Source organism: Marinomonas sp. THO17, from assembly GCF_040436405.1.
In the GTDB taxonomy this organism is placed as follows: domain Bacteria; phylum Pseudomonadota; class Gammaproteobacteria; order Pseudomonadales; family Marinomonadaceae; genus Marinomonas.
In genome coordinates this window covers 721,632-742,748 of record NZ_AP031575.1, presented here as the reverse complement: position 1 = coordinate 742,748, position 21,117 = coordinate 721,632, and the positions used below count along the sequence as shown (strand labels likewise).

The following is a 21,117-nucleotide window of genomic DNA, read 5'->3' as shown; positions in this document are numbered from 1 at the left end:
ATCTAAATATGCTTACGATAGATATATCGTATCTTTTAACATCTTGTCAGGTGACTTAGACGAAGTTATTCAAGCTGGCTGGGGCTCATATCAAGAAATTGGAGATAGTATAATTAAATAGAGATTCAAAGAGTTAAAGTCGCCGTTTTACCCGCGAGTGAAATCACCGACATGATACAAGCCATCCGACCTTTACTTGAGAAAGTAAGTAAAAACAAATCGCCCAGCTTTCTTTCTATCAAGGGTAACCAGACTGGGTAAACGACAACATCACCCGCGTCAAAGACTACGCCCAACGCAACTTTGTCGATTTCTAAGCTAAGCGGCAACTCTTCAAGCAGTATAAACTAAGCCCACGAAAGAGGGCTTTAGTTGTTTTTTTTCATGCGGTAAAAAGATAAACTTGATATTGGGTTAGATTGAATTGGCCATCTATATATAGAAAATGGATCCTTACAAAAAATGAAAAAATTCATCATATTAGGAGTTGGTATTTTCCTATCGATTTTTTATTTAGTAAATTTTCTCAAAGGGTATTTTTTTGAAGAAGCATATAATGCTGATCAAATGATAAGAGAGGCTAAGGAGGCTTACCCTAGTGTACCAGAAGCTGTAGCTATAAAAAAATTATCAGTTGAAATGTCTGAAAATATATTAAATAGTCAAACATCTAAAATAGGAAAGCAAAAAAAAGCAGCTGATGTATTTTTGGGTTTTTATCTTAGTGCTAGATATAAAGATGAGTATTGTCGAGATTTAGGAGTCGATATCTCGTCATTTTCAAGCTTATTTAATAAATTACACGCAAAAGAATATGCTAAAGCCATAGATGTTCAAGAGTATAGTACATCAGAAATAGATGATTTATATCGTAAGATTAAACCTCAGATGAATAAAGTCATTATACTGAGTATGCAACATGATGCAGCTGAAGCTGGTTTATCAATCGCACAAGTTTGTCAAGTTATGGATGCTTATTCAGCTATTATAGTACCTGAAGATCACTTTTCTAATGTTAGCCCAGTTGTTTATGAGTCTTTGATGTACAATATAGAAGATGATTTCGATATTTTAAGGGGAGATGATGTCTCTCAGTTTTTAAAAAATCTGGAAACAGGCACAAGATAGCTCTTATTCATCTAACTCCCCCCCAAGCCCATCCTTCGATGGGCTTTTTCGTTTCTAATCCCTACAAAATGAGGAATCCCATGCGCCAAATGATGTCGCTCGGCGGCTTTGTGTTCTCGTTAAACGAAGGCACGCCATACGAAGGGCTGCAACGCACCAGCGATGGCGGTTGGACAACGCTGCCACGCTACGGGCAAAAGCCCATCAGTCAATTTAGGATTTAGTTGTTGTGTTTATTGGCTCAAGAAGATAAGTTTATACATGATTTTATTAGAATTTTTATTCACAGAGGAAAGTATGAGAAGCACTTTTTTATTGGCCGCAATTGGTGCTGTTATGATCTCAGGGTGTTCGACGACGAATCAACAACCGAATGCTAAAGTTGAAAAAACTCAACATATGACGAAAGAGCAGTTAGTTGGGGAATGGGCGTGTATGACAATATATACAGATCAGAGTCTTAAGGCTGCTGATCTTATGGCTATTAGGCACGATGGTACTTTCAGTAATATTTCAACTTCTTCTTTTCCCATCCGGCTGAATCCTGAGGAGACACTTTTCACTTACACTCGTCATTCAACGGGTTCTTGGACACTTGAAGGTAATAAAATTACTTATCTCTTTTTGACACAAGGAAATGTAATTCGCCAGGAAAATAAGAACTCACCTTTGTGGGAAGAGATTAAAAAGGATAAATCAGAAAAATATATAAGATCGATCGACAAGAAAATTTATCAAGTATTGTCAACGCCAAGTTTTGAAGACAATTCGGTTACACTCACTATTACAGCGTCTAGTTCAGGTAAGTTTAAATATTATCAGGCCTTTAGAGATAAAAAATATAAAGGTTTTTGTGCTCCAATTACACAATTAAAAGGGCTACCCGCAAATTAATTGAGTTTAAGGCTGAATCCCGCTTAACCTCTCAGCCCAAATCAAACATTCCCAAGCCCATCCCTGATGGGCTTTTTCGTTTCTAATCTCCATAAAATGAGGAATCCCATGCGCCAAATGGCGTTGCCCACTTCCCCATTAATAGGGAAGTGGGCAACGCTATCTCCAACATCGTATGGATGAGTCTAGGCCGCAATGACGACGAAGCCGAGGAAGCTTTGTTCGAGCTCAACCCTGAGCTTAATGGCGCGGTTTGTCGGTATAAAAAATGGCAGGCTTATAATATTTGAGTCGTTTCAAAATATTATTAATGTATCATTGGGTCGCTTATTCATATCATGCGATGGGCATTTACTGGCCCATATTAAACCCACAAACTCAGGATGATCGATAAAGGGATTTCGGTTGCCTTGCAGTTCTTCTATCCGATCATTTCGTCTTTTTTCAAAGTCGGAGACGGCAAATTCATAATTCCATTCAACCAGGGTGCAAAGGTCGCCAATGCTTGGTTTACCGCTCTGTTTTTCGTTACTGTCTAATATGATTAAATCCGGCATGTTTTCTGGTGAGGCGTTGTCGCCTTTTTCATAGCGTGTTGCCATGTAGAAAATCATACGTGCGATTTGGCCTTTGGCTTTATCGCTTGGTTCGAAGGATTCATTGATTTTGTCTACGTATGTACCACTAAGAACTTTGCTGCCATCCGCTAAGGTGTCATAGAAGGGGACACCACCTTCATCGTAACCATAGTTGCTATGAGCACCGTTTATATTGCGATCGGCAGGACGAATGTGATGTAAGTCGGTATAACCATCTTGGCTTTGTTTTTTAAACCCTCGTGAAGTCGGCCACACGTGTTCTCGATCCCAAGAGTCGTGTTTAGACTTGCCTCGGTTCGCCTGGTCAATGCTTCTGACTTCATCGAGATACAGCATTTGAACTAGACCACATTTAGGTGCTTCATCTGGGCAGGCTGAGTCTGTGTATACTAATGCTTCCCACACATCCATCTTTTCCCCATCGTACCAATTATCGTTTCCACTTTGCGTATATTTGAGAGGCGTATGGCCATCTATTATCGAATGGAGCTTGGCTTTTAAAGCGTCCCCTATTAGACCTTCAGTGCCATCGTAATAGCTTGCAAAAGTAGTAAAAGGGAAGGTAATGAGAACAAATACAATCCAGCGAGACATTTTTTTCTCTCCTTATGACTTGTATAAAAAGTGTAGGAGAGTTTTTCCATATGTGATTTGTTTTTATAGGGTGAGAGCTAAAAAATGCCAAAAGAATATTTAATGATGTTTTTACAATTGAATTAATTAGTCTTCTTTAACCCTTTATTCAATCCATTATGGGGGCGATTGTGAAGCGTCTAACCAGTGTATTCTTACTCAGCGGATATTCTCTGAACAATGACAGTACGCCAATGAGCAGTATTGACTCTAAGATCAAGACGCGGATTTTACCTGGTGGTGGGCAAGGGCCTTACTTTACCACTATTGCCAATATTGGCTCTGGCAGTTCTATTTCTTGGGATAAGAATAAGTACGTGGACAAATTGCCTTATGGCGTCTTTGAAAAATCAGACTTTACTAACACTTAGCAAAACTTCTATCGCAATAGGATAGTCATTTTTTATACTCAGTCATATCAAGGGCTTGATGGTTTTCCTGTGAAATTCTTGCATGAGTTTATTCACAAGATTAAAGCCATCCGTATTTTCTTTGATAAAAGTCAAACCTAAAGCTCTCAGCTTTCTTTTTAATAAGGTAAGCCTAACAAGGTTAAGCGGCAGTGTTATTTAGCGGTAAAACGAACAAGCTAGTCATATTCCAGCCTAGCTTGGAAAAGGCTTGCTTAGATGAGGTGATATTGTTAAAACCATATCATTGATTCAGTTAGTTTTTGTTGTTAAGGAGTGAAAATGTTCGTGCGATCAATTGTATTCGGTTTTAGTCTTGTTATGTTAGCTGGTTGTGTTGGTAGTGGTTTGACTAAACAGCAAAAAGTTGACATGACGGTCTATCAAAATGAAATAAAAGCAGCCTGTCAAAATTCACCCAGTATGACGCAAAAATACAGTACGAAAGACGTGACTACCTTATGTAATAGTCGTGCGGAGCGAGCGGTGGATTCTATGGAAACCTATTACCTTTTGTACAATGAAGATAAGTTAATCTCAACATGTGAAAATGAGAATAAATCATTAGAAACGGAGTGCTTACACAAATATCAGAATCGCTATTATTCCTCAGAAACGGATCATTTTATCAATAAGACATATTCACAATAAGAGCAATTTTGAGTTCAGATAAAGAGAATGAACTATCTATTTTATTCTTTTCCTAAATATGTAACTACTTGTTTTGATGTGAAGGAATGATGAAAAAACTTGGTTTAGTATTATCTGTGATGGTTTTTGCAACAGCTTGTTCTAGTATGTCTATCGAAACTTATGTATCAATGTATGAAAAAGACTGCGTTCCCTATTTGAATTCGGTGATTGACCAAAAAGTAGGTGATGATAGCTCTGCCGAAACACGTTCAAAGTGGGAAGAGACAATGTTTAAAAATTATAATATTGCGAAAGACATGAATAACGCTGAAGAAGTAAGGAAAAAAGCCATTCGGCAGGCGTCAATGACTTGTGATGTCCAGAAAAAACTGGGTATTTAAATACCATTGGTAACAGACGTTGTCTATTGCTGCTAAGCTAGCAAAACTAAGCCCATCATCCGATGGGCTTTGTCGTTTCTAAGCCCCAAAAAATGAGGAGCTCTCTTGCGCTAAATGGCGCTAAACGATTTCAATTGCCGATTTTGTCGTCTTGTTAAAGCAAGGCACGAACATCAGTAATGGCTGTACTCGCTAATAGCATTACTGTTAATGGCCGAAACAGTGACTGTCGTAATAATAGAACCTCTCAATCTTCTACCAGAGCCTGAATCGTTTGGCTAAGGTCAGCCAAGCTTTCATCCAGTTTTTGTTTCTGCTTAGTGCTTAACGTAAGGTTAAGATCGGCCATCATTTGCGCGTATTGAATTTTATTTTGTTCTGATAGGGCGGTATGTTCTGCTGTTTTGTATTGATTTGGGTCTATGATCAAGGCACTGAGTTGGCTACTGAAGTTCTCGTCCTCGGGATGATTAAATAGGTCTTTAACAATGCCTTGCAGTCTCGTTTGGTAAGCGGTTCGATACTCAAAAGTGGATTTTAACTTTTTGATATGTGAGCTCACTATGTCCTTTTGCTCTGGGGTCAGTTTGCCTAGATTGTCTTCGATTTCTTCAATGCGCTCTTCTTGACGTTCCGCCAAACGTTCTTCTGGGCTGCTATTGGTGCGTCTTTCGATTCGTTCCTGGGTGTTTTTTTGCCACTCTGTTAAGAGTTCCTCTACTTGCGCAGGGGATAACTGTTTGGCGAGCTCGGCAAGCTCCGGGGCAATTTTTTCGCGTAAGCGTTTGGCGCTTTGTTGCACCTCATCAAACACAAGGAGCCAAGCTTGTTGGTCTAGTGGGCCTGATTGCAATTGGTTTCTGAGTTGATCGATTTGCTGTTGGTATTTGGGTAATTCTACTGCGCGATGCCATGCTTGCCATGTTTCTACACGGTCGTCTAACTGGGATTTTTGCTCCGCCGTTAGCGTAATGTAATCATCTAAATACCAATAGAGCAGCCAATCTAGATTGTTATAAACAAAGGAGGTGGAACAAGCACTTAACAAAAAACTGAACACTATGATCAAGGGTAACCTTGTTTTTTTCATAACAACCTCGTTTTTCTTTGCTAAACCTCGATTGTGTCTTGCCATTGCTATTTAATGATGGCCGACAACAACCTTTATCTTTCAATTTGCTTCAGATCTCATATTGAAGACTAGAAGGCTTTTTGGTCAATGGGATTCGTTGGCAAGAAACGCATTTTCTTTGACAATCAACCAGCAAACTTGTTCCGAGTGTATGATGTATGACATTCAGATGCATAAAATAGGATGCTTAAATCATTATCTTGACAATTAGTTTACATTTGCATTGTGTCATTTATAGTTTTAGGGCCGTTTACTGAGTAAGTGATGAAAAAAGTACTCCTAAGAAAAAGGCCCAGTTTTGAGTGGCAATCAAAACTGGGCCTTAGGACAAGTAGACTGGTTTCTAATCTTGTAAGGCTTGGCCTGCGAAACAGTCTCTTTAAAAAGCCGTTAAAGCCCGGCCCTTGGTGCGCCTGTTTGTATTCTCTAGCATGATGAAGCAAATATCACTGCAAATACTTATTTCAAGCTTAACCGCTTTCCCCATTAAGCCACCTTCCAATCAGGTGGCCTTCAACTGCGTCTGTGCAGGGTCGGTGATTTCCACAATGATGTTGATGGTGGATACTGGGTCTTTGGAGCCGTTTGGGCCATCACCGGGTGTGGTGACGCTTAAGGTAGCGTTGAATACGGTATCACTTTTGACGATTTCCGCACTGGAGACGGAGTTAACGGTTAGGGCCGACACGCCCGTAATGGAATCTCCCTGTGCTTTGCCTCCAGCATAGGGTGGGTTGTCGTAGTCGGTTGCATAGCCTGCCAGCCAGTCGGCCACATCGGCTTCTAAGAGGGCGGATTTACCCCCTACTTTTAAGGTGTTTTGCGTGGAAGATGGCACGGTATCCGAGGTTTTCGCTAATACCTGTGGGCCATCCACACTGATGGCAACGGTCGTTCCGTCGATGCAAACTAGGGGCATGGTGTTGTCCTTATAAATACTTTTAAAGTGAATTTTTACCACTTGATTATTTATCTTGAGTTATTTCTTCTTTTTATTCGTTGGCTTTTTTCGAGCCGAGGTCTTGCTGTTTGGGCCTTTGAAAATATCAATCGCCTTGCCTGTGGCTGGGGTGTTGCGTTGTTCGCCTTCGATGGCTTTCATTCTGTGCGCAAACTCTTCGTCCGTCATGTCGCGCCAGTAGCGAGGATCGCGGTCATGTTCCTTGTCGTAGGCGATGGTAGTGGGGTCTCGCAGTCGGGCTGGTTCTAAGACCAAGATGTCGGGCAAAGGCTGGCTGATGTCCATGAAGCGTTGTACCATGTTCCAAAAGCGTAAATATTCGATGACTTTATGATTGGCTCCCATGGAACCACTGATGGGCACCCCCACGGAATAATTTTGGTAGCGGTGAATCAGAGTTAAAGAATAGTTCAGCAAGCCTTGTTGAGTGGGGGACGACATGAGAACACAGTCAAACTCAATAAAAGGGTGGGTGAAAAAAGGCTTGCCCTTTTTAAACAGGGTCACCATGCCCGTGGTGCGGTTGAGCTCAAAGACTCGTCTGGCCTTGAGAAAAGGGGCGAGAAAAAAATAACCCGCATTAACAAGACGAAAGTGCCCGTAAATCAACAAACAGGGTAAGGTGGCGTATAGGGTAAGCCCTAAAAAAATATCAGCGTATATCCGATCCCAACCGTCCGCTATGCTACTTTTCCCAAAAAATAGTCCTAATAAAAAAATACAATATAGCAAAGGCAACATGACGATTAAGCAAATCTTTGCTATGCCTACTATTAATATATACAGCTGAGACCAGCCGCTTAAGGTTTCACCGTTTAAGCTGGTTTCGTTCCAGTAGCTCGGGTTTGGGTTGTTTTCATTTTCTGCTTTTTGTGATGGCGTGAGATCGTCCAGCCCATGAGTGGTAATGGCATCCGTGGTTTCACTAAAGGAAAAGTGTTGCCCACGAGTTATCATGCGGCGTAAAAAGCCTTGTTCTTGACGCGGTTTCTGAGGTAGAAAATGTTGTGAGTTATACGCCGTGTCTTGATAATGACTTATGGTTTGTTGATTCACATGCGTGCTGTCAGGCGCTTGAGAAGCATCCATATTCATCTGTCCTTTTTCTTTCATCTATTGCTGCTTATATTCTACTGGGTATGGCTTGGTTTGCATTTTTGCAACCTCATTATTTATTTTGCGTTATTTCTTCTTTTTATTTGTTGGCTTTTTTCGAGCCGAGGTCTTGCTGTTTGGGCCTTTGAAAATATCAATTGCCTTGCCTGTGGCTGGGGTGTTGCGTTGTTCGCCTTCGATGGCTTTCATTCTGTGGGCAAACTCTTCGTCCGTCATGTCGCGCCAGTAGCGAGGATCGCGGCCATGTACCTTGTCGTAGGCGATGGTAGTGGGGTCTCGCAGTCGGGCTGGTTCTAAGACCAAGATGTCGGGCAAAGGCTGGCTGATGTCCATGAAGCGTTGTACCATGTTCCAAAAGCGTAAATATTCGATGACTTTATGATTGGCTCCCATGGAACCACTGATGGGCACCCCCACGGAATAATTTTGGTAGCGGTGAATCAGAGTTAAAGAATAGTTCAGCAAGCCTTGTTGAGTGGGGGACGACATGAGCACACAGTCAAACTCAATAAAAGGATGGGTGAAAAAAGGTTTGCCCTTTTTAAACAGGGTCACCATGCCCGTGGTGCGGTTGAGCTCAAAGACTCGTCTGGCTTTGAGAAAAGGGGCGAGAAAAAAATAACCCGCATTAACAAGACGAAAGTGCCCGTAAATCAACAAACAGGGTAAGGTGGCGTATAGGGTAAGCCCTAAAAAAATATCAGCGTATATCCGATCCCAACCGTCCGCTATGCTACTTTTCCCAAAAAATAGTCCTAATAAAAAAATACAATATAGCAAAGGCAATGCTATCATTAAGCACCCTGCTGCGAGACTGGCGATTACTATATACACTTGAGACCAACCGCTTAAGGCTTCACCGTTTAAGCTGGTTTCGTTCCAATAGCTGGGCTTTGGGCTGTTTTCGTTTATTGCAAATGCAGATGGCGTGAGATCGTCCAGTCCCTTAACCGTGATGCTGGCCGTGGTTTCACTGAAGGAAAAGTGTTGCCCACGAGTTATCATGCGGCGTAAAAAGCCTTGTTCTTGACGCGGTTTCTGAGGTAGAAAATGTTGTGAGTTATACGCCGTGTCTTGATAATGACTTATGGTTTGCTGATTTGTGCGCGCGTTGTCAGGCGCTTGAGAAGCATCCATATTCATCTGTCCTTTTTCTTTCATCTATTGCTGCTTATATTCTACTGGGTATGGCTTGGTTTGCATTTTTGCAACCTCATTATTTATTTTGCGTTATTTCTTCTTTTTATTTGTTGGCTTTTTTCGAGCCGAGGTCTTGCTGTTTGGGCCTTTGAAAATATCAATCGCCTTGCCTGTGGCTGGGGTGTTGCGTTGTTCGCCTTCGATGGCTTTCATTCTGTGGGCAAACTCTTCGTCCGTCATGTCGCGCCAGTAGCGAGGATCGCGGCCATGTTCTTTGTCGTAGGCGATGGTGGTGGGGTCTCGCAGTCGGGCTGGTTCTAAGACCAAGATGTCGGGCAAAGGCTGGCTGATGTCCATGAAGCGTTGTACCATGTTCCAAAAGCGTAAATATTCGATGACTTTATGATTGGCTCCCATGGAACCACTGATGGGCACCCCCACGGAATAATTTTGGTAGCGGTGAATCAGAGTTAAAGAATAGTTCAGCAAGCCTTGTTGAGTGGGGGACGACATGAGCACACAGTCAAACTCAATAAAAGGATGGGTGAAAAAAGGTTTGCCCTTTTTAAACAGGGTCACCATGCCCGTGGTGCGGTTGAGCTCAAAGACTCGTCTGGCCTTGAGAAAAGGGGCGAGAAAAAAATAACCCGCATTAACAAGACGAAAGTGCCCGTAAATCAACAAACAGGGTAAGGTGGCGTACAGAGTTGTTCCAATAAATATATCTTTCCAGCCATCATGCCAGCCAAAAGCAACTCCCCCTTTACCCAAAAAAAGTCCTATTAAGCAAATTGTATAAAACAAAGGCAATGCTATCATTAAGCACCCTGCTGCGAGACTGGCGATTACCATATACACTTGAGACCAACCGCTTAAGGCTTCACCGTTTAAGCTGGTTTCGTTCCAATAGCTGGGCTTTGGGCTGTTTTCGTTTATTGCAAATGCAGATGGCGTGAGATCGTCCAGTCCCTTAACCGTGATGCTGGCCGTGGTTTCACTGAAGGAAAAGTGTTGCCCACGAGTTATCATGCGGCGTAAAAAGCCTTGTTCTTGACGCGGTTTCTGAGGTAGAAAATGTTGCGAGTTATAGGCCGTGTCTTGATAATGACTTATGGTTTGTTGGTTCGCGTGCGCACTGTCAGGCGCTTGAGAAGCATCCATATTCATCTGTCCTTTTTCTTTCATCTATTGCTGCTTACATTCTACTGAGTATGGCTTGGTTTGCATTTTTGCAACCTCATTATTTATTTTGCGTTATTTCTTCTTTTTATTTGTTGGCTTTTTTCGAGCCGAGGTCTTGCTGTTTGGGCCTTTGAAAATATCAATCGCCTTGCCTGTGGCTGGGGTGTTGCGTTGTTCGCCTTCGATGGCTTTCATTCTGTGGGCAAACTCTTCGTCCGTCATGTCGCGCCAGTAGCGAGGATCGCGGCCATGTACCTTGTCGTAGGCGATGGTAGTGGGGTCTCGCAGTCGGGCTGGTTCTAAGACCAAGATGTCGGGCAAAGGCTGGCTGATGTCCATGAAGCGTTGTACCATGTTCCAAAAGCGTAAATATTCGATGACTTTATGATTGGCTCCCATGGAACCACTGATGGGCACCCCCACGGAATAATTTTGGTAGCGGTGAATCAGAGTTAAAGAATAGTTCAGCAAGCCTTGTTGAGTGGGGGACGACAGGAGCACACAGTCAAACTCAATAAAAGGGTGGGTGAAAAAAGGTTTGCCTTTTTTAAACAGGGTCACCATGCCCGTGGTGCGGTTGAGTTCAAAAACTCGTCTGGCCTTGAGAAAAGGGGCGAGAAAAAAATAACCCGCATTCAGAAAACGAGAGTGAAGGTGAATAATTAAACAAGGTAAGGTAGCGTACAGGGTAAGCCCTAAAAAAATATCAGCGTATGTCCTATCCCAACCGACTGCTATCCCACTTTTCCCTAGAAACAGCCCAAATAAAAATACTGCATACGACAAAGGCAGCACGACGATTAAGCAAGTATTTGCCATGCCCACCATAAATACGTATGACTGAGACCAACCGTTTAAGCTTTCGCCAATAAATTTTTCTGCATTCCAATACATGGGTTTTGGGCTTTTTTCTTCCTCTGCCATGTCTGTTGGCGTCATCTCGTCCAATCCTTTAACCGTGATGCTGGCCGTGGTTTCACTGAAGGTGAAGTGTTGCCCACGGGTCATCATGCGGCGCAAAAAGCCTTGTTCTTGACGCGGTTTCTGAGGTAGAAAATGTTGCGAGTTATAGGCCGTGTCTTGATAATGACTTATGGTTTGCTGATTTGTGCGCGCGTTGTCAGGCGCTTGAGAAGCATCCATATTCATCTGTCCTTTTTCTTTCATCTATTGCTGCTTATATTCTACTGGGTATGGCTTGTTTTGCATTTTTGCAACCTCATTATTTATTTTGCGTTATTTCTTCTTTTTATTTGTTGGCTTTTTTCGAGCCGAGGTCTTGCTGTTTGGGCCTTTGAAAATATCAATCGCCTTGCCTGTGGCTGGGGTGTTGCGTTGTTCGCCTTCGATGGCTTTCATTCTGTGCGCAAACTCTTCGTCCGTCATGTCGCGCCAGTAGCGAGGATCGCGGCCGTGTTCCTTGTCGTAGGCGATGGTGGTGGGGTCTCGCAGTCGGGCTGGTTCCAAGACCAAGATGTCGGGCAAAGGCTGGCTGATGTCCATGAAGCGTTGCACCATGTTCCAAAAGCGTAAATATTCGATGACTTTATGATTGGCTCCCATGGAACCACTGATGGGCACCCCCACGGAATAATTTTGGTAGCGGTGAATCAGAGTTAAAGAATAGTTCAGCAAGCCTTGTTGAGTGGGGGACGACATGAGCACACAGTCAAACTCAATAAAAGGGTGGGTGAAAAAAGGTTTGCCCTTTTTAAACAGGGTCACCATGCCCGTGGTGCGGTTGAGCTCAAAGACTCGTCTGGCTTTGAGAAAAGGGGCGAGAAAAAAATAACCCGCATTCAGAAAACGAGAGTGAAGGTGAATAATTAAACAAGGTAAGGTGGCGTACAGAGTTGTTCCAATAAATATATCTTTCCAGCCATCATGCCAGCCAAAAGCAACTCCCCCTTTACCCAAAAAAAGTCCTATTAAGCAAATTGTATAAAACAAAGGCAGCACGACGATTAAGCAAGTATTTGCCATGCCCACCATAAATACGTATAACTGAGACCAACCGTTTAAGCTTTCGCCAATAAATTTTTCTGCATTCCAATACATGGGTTTTGGGCTTTTTTCTTCCTCTGCCATGTCTGTTGGTGTCATCTCGTCCAATCCTTTAACCGTGATGCTAGCCGTGGTTTCACTGAAGGAAAAGTGTTGCCCACGGGTTATCATGCGGCGTAAAAAGCCTTGTTCTTGACGCGGTTTCTGAGGTAGAAAATGTTGTGAGTTATACGCCGTGTCTTGATAATGACTTATGGTTTGCTGATTTGTGTGCGCACTGTCAGGCGCTTGAGAAGCATCCATATTCATCTGTCCTTTTTCTTTCATCTATTGCTGCTTATATTCTACTGGGTATGGCTTGGTTTTCATAAGGATTATTACTTATAGGTCAGCGTAACCGCTTTATTTATCCATGAGGTTTCATTTTCGGTAAAGCGAGGGGGATCAAACAGCTCGCCTTCAAAGCTGGCTTGATCTAACTTGGGCATAGGAAATACCTTATCCCCTATGTGCAATCTGACCCGTGCCATGAAAGCGGGCGCATAAGTGTGTAGACGGGCCTTTCCGCCAAGCCAAGGGGTGTCGTGATAATTTTTGGGCAACTTGGCATCGTGCTTGACAAAATACACCGTGCTGTCTGAGCCTTCAGATGAAGCAATGATCGGCAATGGTTTTTGCCCCAATGGAATCACGGCGTCTTCGTAATCAATGCCGGTTCGTGATCGTGTTTCGATTTTTTCCTGAGCCGCCGCGCGGACATAAAATTCGATCTGCGCATGGCCCAGCCCCATTAGGGTGGCAAGGTTACTGCTGACTCGTATCGCATGGGTGACACCATCGCTCTGCATGGCGTTATGCACCTCATCCGAAAAGCCGGTTTGGAGACCGAGCTGATAGGCTTTGACTTCTACTGAAAATAAGCAATTGATCAGGCGCTCAAACGCCACCTGATTATCCTGTAGGTGGGCGTATTGCTCCCCCGGATCATCGCCAAAGGGGCCGTTCTTGAGCCATTCCTCAATGGGAGTGTCTAAGAACAGCATGTAGAGTAGTGCGCCACCGACGGCAATAGCGATGCCCAACCAAGCAACCGGTCCCATGCCGAATAAAATGGGCGCACTGGTGGTAAACAAACCAGTGGCTAGAGTGTTGAGGCCAAGGCCTAAGGCTACCATGGTCATGGCCATGGCGGCATCGTCGTCGTTTTTACCAAACAAACGTATGGCGTCCCACGCGGCCAAACCGGCGGTTAACAAGCCGGCGATTAGACCAGCAAACTTTAAGTAGCTGATACTGCTGACTAGGGTGGCCTTACCGCTAATAGAATTAACAAAGGTCACCACTTTTCCTCCTATTTTAAACGCTTCTTTGTTAGCCACCCGGACAAAGCCCGTGGCGATTTTGCCCTGTAAGGTCGCCGCGTGAGTCAGTGCCACGCCTAAGTCTAGAACAAGACTGATGACGTTGGCACCTGAGTAAATGCGATCTTTACGATTTGCAAAGTTTTCAACATGTTTAAAGTTCAACACCAAGTTCACCGTTTCTATGGCCACGATCCAATAGGGAATGCGGAGGCGCTCATAGGCGTTGCTGCTGTTGAGATTGGTATTGTCCATATTTTTCAGCGCACGCTGGGTCTGGGCTTGGTTATAGGCCTGTGCCACAGCACTGTCTTCGGGCAGCACTACTACTTTGAGGTTACCGCGTTCGCCGAGACTGGCTTTGTCCCCATTGGCAAAGGGCTTTTTGTTGGAGGCCACCACTAAGCGACCGTTTTCTTCGCGTATTTGCCCTTGTAAGCCTTTGCGGCGTTTGTTTTTGATGTGTTCTCGGTCGTCGGCACTGAGACCAAAGCTCAGCCCTTGGCCGTGAACGCCCACCACATAGCCCTTGGTTTCGGCTCCTTGTACCGAGGTAAACTGCAGTTTACCAAGGTAGCTTGGGTTCGTAGCTTTGGTTAAGGCCAATAGTGAGGCATACGCTTGATGAAATTGGATGACTTTGGCCTCAGAGGCTAAGTCTTTAATAGACATAAGCGCTTCGTAGTAGCCTTTTAAGATGCTGTCAATAATATTGCTCACACGTTTTACCTGAGTAAAGACGTATTTTTCTTTGTCGTTTTGAGACGCCGCCACGTTGGCCTTGGTGATCATCGCCAGATCCACGACCAAGAGGTCGTCTTCTTCGAGTACAAAATCCTCTTGGCTCCATTGCGCCAGTGACTCAGGGGTGGCGTAGCCGGAACCATCATTAAACGGCTCGGGCGGTGCGTAGTCTGCATCGAGTGGAATGCTGTCTTGAGGTGGAAACAGCACCTTACAAAGTTCATTGCCATTGGACGATAGCAGCTTTGTAAGGGTGTACTTGCAGTCTGACGCGCTGAGGTGTTGGCGCTTATTCATTGGTTTGTCTTGAGGCAAATAGTCAGACAGGTATTGATATTGTGAAAAGCGGTCGATTTTGTCGATGTCGATTGCCAGAGCACTTAAGGCATGACCTGCTATGGCATGAGCTCCTGCCGAGTTTAGACCATTTAGGGAAGAGACGTCTTTTAATACTTCGGCAGTGCGTGGGTTGTGGATGGCCTTTTTCACGTAGTACTGAAGTTGTTTAATGTCGCGATTGGCGATTAGGCGTTCTTGGGTGCGCAAGGTGCGATGAAAACGCCCTTTTAAGTCACGACTTACATCGTCTTTAAATTGATGAAGGGGGTTGTCTTTTTTGCCAAACTTTTCCGTCATGATGATTTGTTGTGTGAGTTCGGCGGTTTGATAGTATTCTTGTTGCCCCATGTCCGCATACACCTGTTGCATATAACTGACGGCAGACAAAGTGACAAAGGCGCTGTGTTTGAGATCAAACAGTGGGTCGTTGATGACGAGGGTTCTGAGCTGACGCGCTTTGGCGTCTTCCAGATAGTCCACACTGTCGGACGCTTGCCAGTCTTGGTCTAGATCGTCGTCTTGTTGCAGTAAGGCGATGAGGGCAGTCTGTTTCATGCCGTATTCAAATTGATAAGCCGAGCGTTTCCCGAGCGCTTCGAAGCCTGTGTTGTCCGTTTCTCTGGCTTGTTTGAGGCCGTCTTTGATTTCTTGATAGGTCTCTTTTAACCAGCCACCACTAAGGTCTTTGTTGAATTGAAGCGGCGCGGCCACGAGCCATTCTAGTGCGGGTTCACGAGCGCGCATTTCTGGTAATTCACTGGCCAGTAAAACATGGCTTTCGCTTTTTCTGTTTTTCGGTGCGTTTTCTATACCGTTAAGCTTGTGCAAGGATTGAGCGCGTTCTATCAATTCTGAAACATTGGCTTCAAGGTAGTTTAGGCGTTCACCACTCCATGGCATGTCTGAATACGCTAGATGCACTACGGTACTTTTGTTGTTGTCTTTGACGGGCAACCAAATTTCGGTCAGTGGACTGCCTGTTGTATCCCGCTGTTCGCTGGCAAAGATGCCGTTTTCACCAGTACGGTAAGCGGCTAGATCTACATCTCTGTAGACGATAGGGCCACCCTCTGGGGTACGCATTTCAATTTCTCGCCAAGCTTTGTGGTTGTAAAACACATAAAAATAGCCATTACGGGATGGGGCGTAACGGTCTTTTTCGGTGAGTTTTTCGTTGTAGGTAGGCAATAATGTCAGCGGGACAACGGCATGCAATAGATAATCTTGTTCGCCATCGACCCGTGGTTTCGGTTTGACGTTTTCATAGAGTGGCAAGAGAATCTCACCAGTGTCCGACGCGATGGCTAGGCTGGCGTTTACCGAGGTGGATTTTTTGTCCCATTCCCAGCTGTAGACACTGGTGTCGCCCAAGGATTGGCAGACTTTTTTATCTTCCAGTTCCGTGTCTCGACTGTTTTCTTCGGCATCATGAAATTGAATAGAGTAGCTTGGATCATGATCCACGCCTGTCACTTCAATAAATAGTTTGGTGCCATCACAGGCTGGTCCTGAGCCTATTTTATCCGTTGACATAGGAGGTTTCCTTTTCTAAAAGCTGCGCAATATGGGGTATCTTTTGATCTTCCTGAAGGGATTGAACCGTCTGAATATCAACTTGTTCAATCAGGCGCTTTGTTTTGGTTTCTATGCGGTAGTTGTCATCTTGTTGGCCGTGTGACGGTTTCTTTTCGCACAGAGAAAGATAGTGATAAATGTTTTCAAACTGAGTGAAACCCAAGGTTTCAGCGTCTTGGAAGTGCTCTCGATAGGCGAGCCATTGTTGACGATCTGTGACACTGAGGGACATCTGAGCGAAATAGTCGGTTAAGGCTTTGTCTATATTTTGCAGCTTGAATGCGAACGCCTGCGAGGCGGTCATGATCCACTGCAAAGAGGATGTTGGATCTTCGTCTGATGATGGTGTTTCTAATGCCGCTTGTACATTGTGTATTTTGCACCATAGGCCTTGGTTCGGCGAATGATTTGGCCCATACCAACAGACTTGCTTGATGGGGCCCAGCCAAGTGTTGGTGTCGGTTTGTTCGATGGTTTCTGAGAAAAAATAATTCGCAACGGCAGGATTGGCAAAATGCAAAATGCCTTTTCTTCCTTGTGAAAAAGACACTAATAGACGCTGTCTTAAATGGTTGAGCAAACTTTTAAAAGAGATGTCTTTGGTGACCGTCAATAAAATGCCTGACCAGTGGGTATTTGCTTCGGCATTGTGTATGTATTGGTGTAACAGTGGGTGATCTTGATGCACTTTTACAACATAAGGGCTCATGTCTATTAAGCTAGACAATTCTGTTTCTTTATAGAGAGTGACATAGTCACTGTCATCACAGTATCGCTGAAGATCCGCCTGCAAGGAAGGTGTGCTAATGGGCACACTATTGGCGATTAAGTAATGTTCTACGTCAGCCTCTTCAAAGGCATCAGACGTTAAACTAAAGGTTTCCGACATGATCATGCTGAGAAGTTCCCACAAGGACAATCGCTAAGAGGACAGGTGTTATCTCGCAGTTTCTGACAGAGTTCGGTTACCGCTTGATCTTGCAGTTGGTCTTCTAGCAGTTTTTGTTTTAAGGCTGGGGTTGGCTCAAATTGGGTAACCTCATTCGGCTCAGGCAGTTCTTCTCCCAATGGCAATTCCGCTTCCTGTCCCGCAAAGCCACTGCCTTGTAACGCCACGCCACCAGTATTGACCTTGATGATGCCACCGACCACATTGATGCCGTTTTCGTCTATGGTGATGAAGTTTTCACCGGCTTTTAAGGTGAAGAGGGGGCCAGCATCGAGCAAGATAGAGTCACCACTTTTGAGGTGCAATTCTTCTTGTGCGTCCATCACCGCCAGTGTGCCCACATCTTGGGTCAAGTTGCCCTTAATGATGCGGGAGTGATCCAAGGTGGTTTGCACACGGCGCTCACCTTCCACCTTGATTGCTTGGTTGTTCTTCACTTCCGTGAAGCTGTCATTGGCCACCGTTAGGTGATGGTCGTTACCAATGTCGGTTTGGACATCGTTCAGTACTTGCTGTTTGAGGTCTTTTTGTGCGTGCAAGTAGACTTGCTCTTGCCCCGCTTGGTCTTCGAAACAGTCTCTTTAAAAAGCCGTTAAAGCCCGGGCCTTGGTGCGTCTGTTTGTATTCTTTAGCATGATGAAGCAAATATCACTGCAAATACTTGTTTCAAGCTTAACTGCTTTCCCCATTAACCGCTTTCCAATCAAGTGGCTTTTAACTGCGTTTGCGCAGGGTCGGTGATTTCCACAATGATGTTGATGGTGGATACTGGGTCTTTGGAGCCGTTTGGGCCATCACCGGGTGTGGTGACGCTTAAGGTAGCGTTGAATACGGTATCACTTTTGACGATTTCCGCGCTGGAGACGGAGTTGGCGGTTAAGGCCGACACGCCCGTAATCGAGTCACCCTGTGCTTTGCCTCCAGCATAGGGTGGGTTGTCGTAGTCGGTTGCATAGCCTGCCAGCCAGTCGGCCACATCGGCTTCTAAGAGGGCGGATTTACCCCCAACTTTTAAGGTGTTTTGCGTGGAAGAAGGCACGGTATCCGAGGTTTTGGCTAATACCTGTGGGCCATCCACACTGATGGCAACGGTCGTTCCGTCGATGCAAACTAGGGGCATGGTGTTGTCCTTAAAAATAAAATTAAGCTAAGACAGGTGTTGCTTAATGCCAATCGCAACGTTCCCCTGTCCATTCATGTACTTCTTCTGGCCATTTTTCTTTGAAGGGACTAAGTAAGGCAACCTTGTTCGGTTTGAACACAAATGCAAGAGGGATGACTATAAATAAAAGAGGTATGGCTAAAGCATATCCCATGCTTTTAGCTTTTTTTGTATTAAATCGTGGTGTTCTAGATTTTGTACTCATTTCTATGTATAGCGGCGTGTCTCCCGTCATGTAACGGCGCACGTATTCCCAGTAGGCATACAGTGGAATGTGGTGATCCATATTATGAAACATGTTTAACGGCACATGTTTTTGACCAGAAAGGTCTTTGTTGACCGCGTGTTTGGGGTTGAGCCATAGGGTTAGCTGGTAGCCATCTTGTTGGCCCTTAAGGCCGATAGTGCGCTTGTCGACACGAATAGAGAGTTCACACTCTTGCCAAGGAATGCGATACAAGACCTTTTTGTGCCAGACATAGACTTCTTGATTGGCTTTATGAAAGCGCACGGGGGTGTGCAAGGTGCGGAAAAGACAAATGAGCGCGCCTACACCAAAAAAAACATAACCACTGTAAATGCTGAGGTTTCTGACCTGCTCATCCTCAATGGCGGTGAGCACAAAATAATGAAACGACCACCAAAACAAGAGGCCGATGATGCCCATGATGTAAAAGCCTTCGCTGCGGTTCGTTACAGAATTCACTCGCATATCCAAATAGCCTTCGTGCCCGCCAGCCGAAGAGCCTTCGAAGACTTCACCCATATGTTCTGTCTCTGGGTCACCTTCATAATCTAGCGTTCTTTTTTTATTGCCCGGTTGCACAGGGTCGTGAATCAATGAGGCTCCGTTGGGGTAATGTGCTATGGCATGATCGGTTCTCTTAAACTGAGGGGTTATTCCCATTTCTTTAGGCCCCAGCCAAAGATTACCACTAACTTGTTTTATTTGACTCATGAGGCAGCTTGCTCCATTGCGAATTCATCGATTTCAGTTTGGTTGCGCCAAAAGGATATGGCGGACTTATTATCGTCTATGACGATATGAGGGTAGGTCAAACAAATGGGCAGGCCAGCCGGATGTTGGTACTCCAATGATAGGTTGTAGGTGAGGAAGTTTCGGCCTATTTTTTGGGCCTGATCCAATTGTTTGTTTTTGTCCCTGATGGACATGATTTGACGTTCATCTATGGTGAATGTCAAGTAACCATGATGCTGTTCACTGTCCATGGAGAATTGGCCTTGCACATTGTTCATCTGCCAACGGTTGGCTTCGCTGTGGGTTGCCAACAGCAGGGTGTCGGTAGTAAGAACCCGTTGACCCACTTTACGATATTGCCAGCTGCCGCTCAGTGAAAAGCTCACATCGCTTTGTCTCGGCACAAAGTGGGGTAAAGCAATCTTAACGGTAAAGATACTGAAAATGCCTTCTTTGCGTTGCTCTGTGATGCGTGCAACGGGTTTGTAAAGTTGGTCGCAAAAGGTGTCATTGATGAAACCGCTTTTCAATTAACCGCTTTCCCGTTAAGTGGCTTTCAACTGCGTCTGCGCAGGGTCGGTGATTTCCACAATGATGTTGATGGTGGATACTGGGTCTTTGGAACCATTTGGGCCATCACCGGGTGTGGTAACGCTTAAGGTAGCGTTGAAGACGGTATCGCTTTTGACGATTTCAGCGCTGGAGACGGAGTTGGCGGTTAAGGCCGACACGCCCGTAATGGCATCCCCTTGTGCTTTGCCTCCAGCATAGGGTGGGTTGTCGTAGTCGGTTGTATAACCTGCCAGCCAGTCGGCCACATCGGCTTCTAAGAGGGCGGATTTACCCCCGACTTTTAAGGTGTTTTGCGTGGAAGAAGGTACAGTATCCGAGGTTTTCGCTAATACCTGTGGGCCATCCACACTGATGGCAACGGTCGTTCCGTCGATGCAAACTAGGGGCATGGTGTTAATCCTTTTTGAAATAAAAATGATAGGCGTGTGTATATCGAGTATTTATTAGAACGCCCCTTGCTGTTTTAGTTTTAGAGCCCGTCTTAAGGTATAAAATTCGGTACTGACGGGTCTAAACCCTGGTGCCATCAGAAAAGCGATGCCTCCGGCAATGGCAAAGCGTGGGTCAAAATTATCTCTTAACGCTGCACTGGTGATAAAGAGCAATGGCCCGATAATCATGATGAGCAAACCGCCACTGTTTTCTAACCAATAAAGCCAATTGGGCACCTTCTTTGTTTCTTTTAGGCGACCAACAAAGCCATTTTCCAAATAAAATAAATAGTTACCACTCTCATCCAATCGAAATTGGCGCCGAAAATAGGTAATTAACATCTCGTCTGTATTTCTGCGCGATAAGCGATACGCATTTAACTCAACAACCAACCACAGTACTGGGATAAACCATAGATCCCACAGTGACACGCCTGATATGCAAGCAAACATAAAAAAGGAAGACGCATAAAAGCTAGTAGGTGAAACACAGGTATAAGAGAATATATTTATTGCCATAGGATGGCGATGCTTTATTAGAGAGAAATGCATAAAAATACCTGCGACAGGTATCACAAACATCGCAATGTAAAATAACGTCCAGCCACAATCACCACCAAGCTTTAATCCTACGAAAGCGGCCAGTGGAAGGTATAAAAATAAAAATATTCCAAATGATGTAAATATAGGAATAGTTTTTATTGGTCTTATTTTAGCAACTTTTTCTATATCCAATAAAATTTTTTTTCCATTTTTGGTCTTCATCTTGCT

Annotated in this window: 21 protein-coding genes; 5 read left to right on the top strand and 16 right to left on the bottom strand. The window is 44.5% G+C overall.

The genetic code is table 11. The features are described 5' to 3' along the window. The first annotated feature begins 462 nt into the window (after positions 1–462). Complete coding sequence (locus ABXS85_RS03475) at positions 463–1,128, top strand: hypothetical protein (protein WP_353668661.1); 666 nt, start codon at positions 463–465, stop codon at positions 1,126–1,128. Between the two features lie 261 nt (positions 1,129–1,389). Then, the gene (locus ABXS85_RS03470) at positions 1,390–2,022 is read left to right on the top strand and encodes a hypothetical protein (RefSeq protein WP_353668660.1); all 633 of its coding nucleotides are present in this window, start codon (positions 1,390–1,392) and stop codon (positions 2,020–2,022) included. 296 nt (positions 2,023–2,318) lie between these two features. Here ABXS85_RS03470 and ABXS85_RS03465 read toward each other — a convergent pair whose 3' ends face one another. After that, the gene (locus tag ABXS85_RS03465; RefSeq protein ID WP_353668659.1) at positions 2,319–3,215 is read right to left on the bottom strand and encodes an endonuclease; all 897 of its coding nucleotides are present in this window, start codon (positions 3,213–3,215) and stop codon (positions 2,319–2,321) included. Between the two features lie 170 nt (positions 3,216–3,385). Between ABXS85_RS03465 and ABXS85_RS03460 the strand changes: the two genes are divergently transcribed. The 3 genes from ABXS85_RS03460 (at position 3,386) to ABXS85_RS03450 (ending at position 4,698) form a co-directional block, all read left to right on the top strand. Continuing rightward, the gene (locus ABXS85_RS03460) at positions 3,386–3,625 is read left to right on the top strand and encodes a hypothetical protein (protein ID WP_353668658.1); all 240 of its coding nucleotides are present in this window, start codon (positions 3,386–3,388) and stop codon (positions 3,623–3,625) included. A gap of 321 nt (positions 3,626–3,946) precedes the next feature. Next, on the top strand, positions 3,947–4,315 hold the full coding sequence (locus ABXS85_RS03455; protein WP_353668657.1) for a hypothetical protein: 369 nt from the start codon (positions 3,947–3,949) through the stop codon (positions 4,313–4,315). 86 nt (positions 4,316–4,401) lie between these two features. Then, positions 4,402–4,698: a hypothetical protein gene (locus ABXS85_RS03450; protein WP_353668656.1), complete on the top strand. Its 297-nt coding sequence runs from the start codon at positions 4,402–4,404 to the stop codon at positions 4,696–4,698. A 247-nt stretch (positions 4,699–4,945) separates the two neighbouring features. Here the strand turns inward: ABXS85_RS03450 and ABXS85_RS03445 are convergent, their stop codons facing one another. The 15 genes from ABXS85_RS03445 to ABXS85_RS03375 all read right to left on the bottom strand — a co-directional run bounded on the left by ABXS85_RS03445 (position 4,946) and on the right by ABXS85_RS03375 (position 21,111). Further along, positions 4,946–5,788 (bottom strand): DUF6279 family lipoprotein, encoded by an 843-nt coding sequence (locus ABXS85_RS03445; RefSeq protein ID WP_353668655.1) that lies wholly within the window; start codon positions 5,786–5,788, stop codon positions 4,946–4,948. 544 nt (positions 5,789–6,332) lie between these two features. Continuing rightward, on the bottom strand, positions 6,333–6,749 hold the full coding sequence (locus tag ABXS85_RS03440; protein WP_353668654.1) for a hypothetical protein: 417 nt from the start codon (positions 6,747–6,749) through the stop codon (positions 6,333–6,335). A 60-nt stretch (positions 6,750–6,809) separates the two neighbouring features. Continuing rightward, the gene (locus ABXS85_RS03435; RefSeq protein WP_353668653.1) at positions 6,810–7,904 is read right to left on the bottom strand and encodes a hypothetical protein; all 1,095 of its coding nucleotides are present in this window, start codon (positions 7,902–7,904) and stop codon (positions 6,810–6,812) included. Positions 7,905–7,973: 69 nt separating this feature from the next. Next, positions 7,974–9,068 carry a hypothetical protein gene (locus ABXS85_RS03430; RefSeq protein WP_353668652.1) on the bottom strand — a complete coding sequence of 365 codons (1,095 nt, stop codon included), beginning with the start codon at positions 9,066–9,068 and terminating at the stop codon, positions 7,974–7,976. Between the two features lie 69 nt (positions 9,069–9,137). After that, positions 9,138–10,232 carry a hypothetical protein gene (locus ABXS85_RS03425; RefSeq protein WP_353668651.1) on the bottom strand — a complete coding sequence of 365 codons (1,095 nt, stop codon included), beginning with the start codon at positions 10,230–10,232 and terminating at the stop codon, positions 9,138–9,140. Between the two features lie 69 nt (positions 10,233–10,301). Continuing rightward, complete coding sequence (locus ABXS85_RS03420) at positions 10,302–11,396, bottom strand: hypothetical protein (protein WP_353668650.1); 1,095 nt, start codon at positions 11,394–11,396, stop codon at positions 10,302–10,304. Between the two features lie 69 nt (positions 11,397–11,465). After that, a complete protein-coding gene (locus ABXS85_RS03415; RefSeq protein WP_353668649.1) occupies positions 11,466–12,560 on the bottom strand; it encodes a hypothetical protein in 1,095 nt (364 codons plus the stop codon). A 50-nt stretch (positions 12,561–12,610) separates the two neighbouring features. After that, a complete protein-coding gene (locus ABXS85_RS03410) occupies positions 12,611–16,210 on the bottom strand; it encodes a hypothetical protein (RefSeq protein WP_353668648.1) in 3,600 nt (1,199 codons plus the stop codon). Continuing rightward, positions 16,197–17,147, bottom strand: coding sequence for a DUF4123 domain-containing protein (locus ABXS85_RS03405; RefSeq protein ID WP_353668647.1), 951 nt, complete (start codon positions 17,145–17,147; stop codon positions 16,197–16,199). Before ABXS85_RS03405 ends, ABXS85_RS03410 begins: the two co-directional genes overlap by 14 nt. After that, the gene (locus ABXS85_RS03400) at positions 17,144–17,740 is read right to left on the bottom strand and encodes a hypothetical protein (protein ID WP_353668646.1); all 597 of its coding nucleotides are present in this window, start codon (positions 17,738–17,740) and stop codon (positions 17,144–17,146) included. Before ABXS85_RS03400 ends, ABXS85_RS03405 begins: the two co-directional genes overlap by 4 nt. A 164-nt stretch (positions 17,741–17,904) precedes the next feature. Beyond that, positions 17,905–18,321, bottom strand: a complete 417-nt coding sequence (locus ABXS85_RS03395) for a hypothetical protein (RefSeq protein WP_353668634.1) — start codon at positions 18,319–18,321, stop codon at positions 17,905–17,907. A gap of 43 nt (positions 18,322–18,364) precedes the next feature. Then, positions 18,365–19,321 (bottom strand): hypothetical protein, encoded by a 957-nt coding sequence (locus ABXS85_RS03390; RefSeq protein ID WP_353668645.1) that lies wholly within the window; start codon positions 19,319–19,321, stop codon positions 18,365–18,367. Then, positions 19,318–19,872 (bottom strand): hypothetical protein, encoded by a 555-nt coding sequence (locus ABXS85_RS03385; RefSeq protein WP_353668644.1) that lies wholly within the window; start codon positions 19,870–19,872, stop codon positions 19,318–19,320. The genes ABXS85_RS03390 and ABXS85_RS03385 overlap by 4 nt, the downstream gene beginning before the upstream one ends. 15 nt (positions 19,873–19,887) lie before the next feature. Beyond that, a complete protein-coding gene (locus ABXS85_RS03380) occupies positions 19,888–20,304 on the bottom strand; it encodes a hypothetical protein (protein ID WP_353668643.1) in 417 nt (138 codons plus the stop codon). Positions 20,305–20,358: 54 nt separating this feature from the next. Then, entirely contained in the window at positions 20,359–21,111 is a 753-nt protein-coding gene (locus ABXS85_RS03375; RefSeq protein WP_353668642.1) for a hypothetical protein, read from the bottom strand. Positions 21,112–21,117 lie beyond the last annotated feature (6 nt).

Coding starts and splice junctions, on each gene's coding strand:
- ABXS85_RS03475 (WP_353668661.1), top strand. CDS start 463: ATGAAAAAATTCATCATATTAGGAGTTGGTATTTTCCTATCGATTTTT.
- ABXS85_RS03470 (WP_353668660.1), top strand. CDS start 1,390: ATGATTTTATTAGAATTTTTATTCACAGAGGAAAGTATGAGAAGCACT.
- ABXS85_RS03465 (WP_353668659.1), bottom strand. CDS start 3,215: ATGTCTCGCTGGATTGTATTTGTTCTCATTACCTTCCCTTTTACTACT.
- ABXS85_RS03455 (WP_353668657.1), top strand. CDS start 3,947: ATGTTCGTGCGATCAATTGTATTCGGTTTTAGTCTTGTTATGTTAGCT.
- ABXS85_RS03450 (WP_353668656.1), top strand. CDS start 4,402: ATGATGAAAAAACTTGGTTTAGTATTATCTGTGATGGTTTTTGCAACA.
- ABXS85_RS03445 (WP_353668655.1), bottom strand. CDS start 5,788: ATGAAAAAAACAAGGTTACCCTTGATCATAGTGTTCAGTTTTTTGTTA.
- ABXS85_RS03440 (WP_353668654.1), bottom strand. CDS start 6,749: ATGCCCCTAGTTTGCATCGACGGAACGACCGTTGCCATCAGTGTGGAT.
- ABXS85_RS03435 (WP_353668653.1), bottom strand. CDS start 7,904: ATGAAAGAAAAAGGACAGATGAATATGGATGCTTCTCAAGCGCCTGAC.
- ABXS85_RS03430 (WP_353668652.1), bottom strand. CDS start 9,068: ATGAAAGAAAAAGGACAGATGAATATGGATGCTTCTCAAGCGCCTGAC.
- ABXS85_RS03425 (WP_353668651.1), bottom strand. CDS start 10,232: ATGAAAGAAAAAGGACAGATGAATATGGATGCTTCTCAAGCGCCTGAC.
- ABXS85_RS03420 (WP_353668650.1), bottom strand. CDS start 11,396: ATGAAAGAAAAAGGACAGATGAATATGGATGCTTCTCAAGCGCCTGAC.
- ABXS85_RS03415 (WP_353668649.1), bottom strand. CDS start 12,560: ATGAAAGAAAAAGGACAGATGAATATGGATGCTTCTCAAGCGCCTGAC.
- ABXS85_RS03410 (WP_353668648.1), bottom strand. CDS start 16,210: ATGTCAACGGATAAAATAGGCTCAGGACCAGCCTGTGATGGCACCAAA.
- ABXS85_RS03405 (WP_353668647.1), bottom strand. CDS start 17,147: ATGATCATGTCGGAAACCTTTAGTTTAACGTCTGATGCCTTTGAAGAG.
- ABXS85_RS03395 (WP_353668634.1), bottom strand. CDS start 18,321: ATGCCCCTAGTTTGCATCGACGGAACGACCGTTGCCATCAGTGTGGAT.
- ABXS85_RS03390 (WP_353668645.1), bottom strand. CDS start 19,321: ATGAGTCAAATAAAACAAGTTAGTGGTAATCTTTGGCTGGGGCCTAAA.
- ABXS85_RS03380 (WP_353668643.1), bottom strand. CDS start 20,304: ATGCCCCTAGTTTGCATCGACGGAACGACCGTTGCCATCAGTGTGGAT.
- ABXS85_RS03375 (WP_353668642.1), bottom strand. CDS start 21,111: ATGAAGACCAAAAATGGAAAAAAAATTTTATTGGATATAGAAAAAGTT.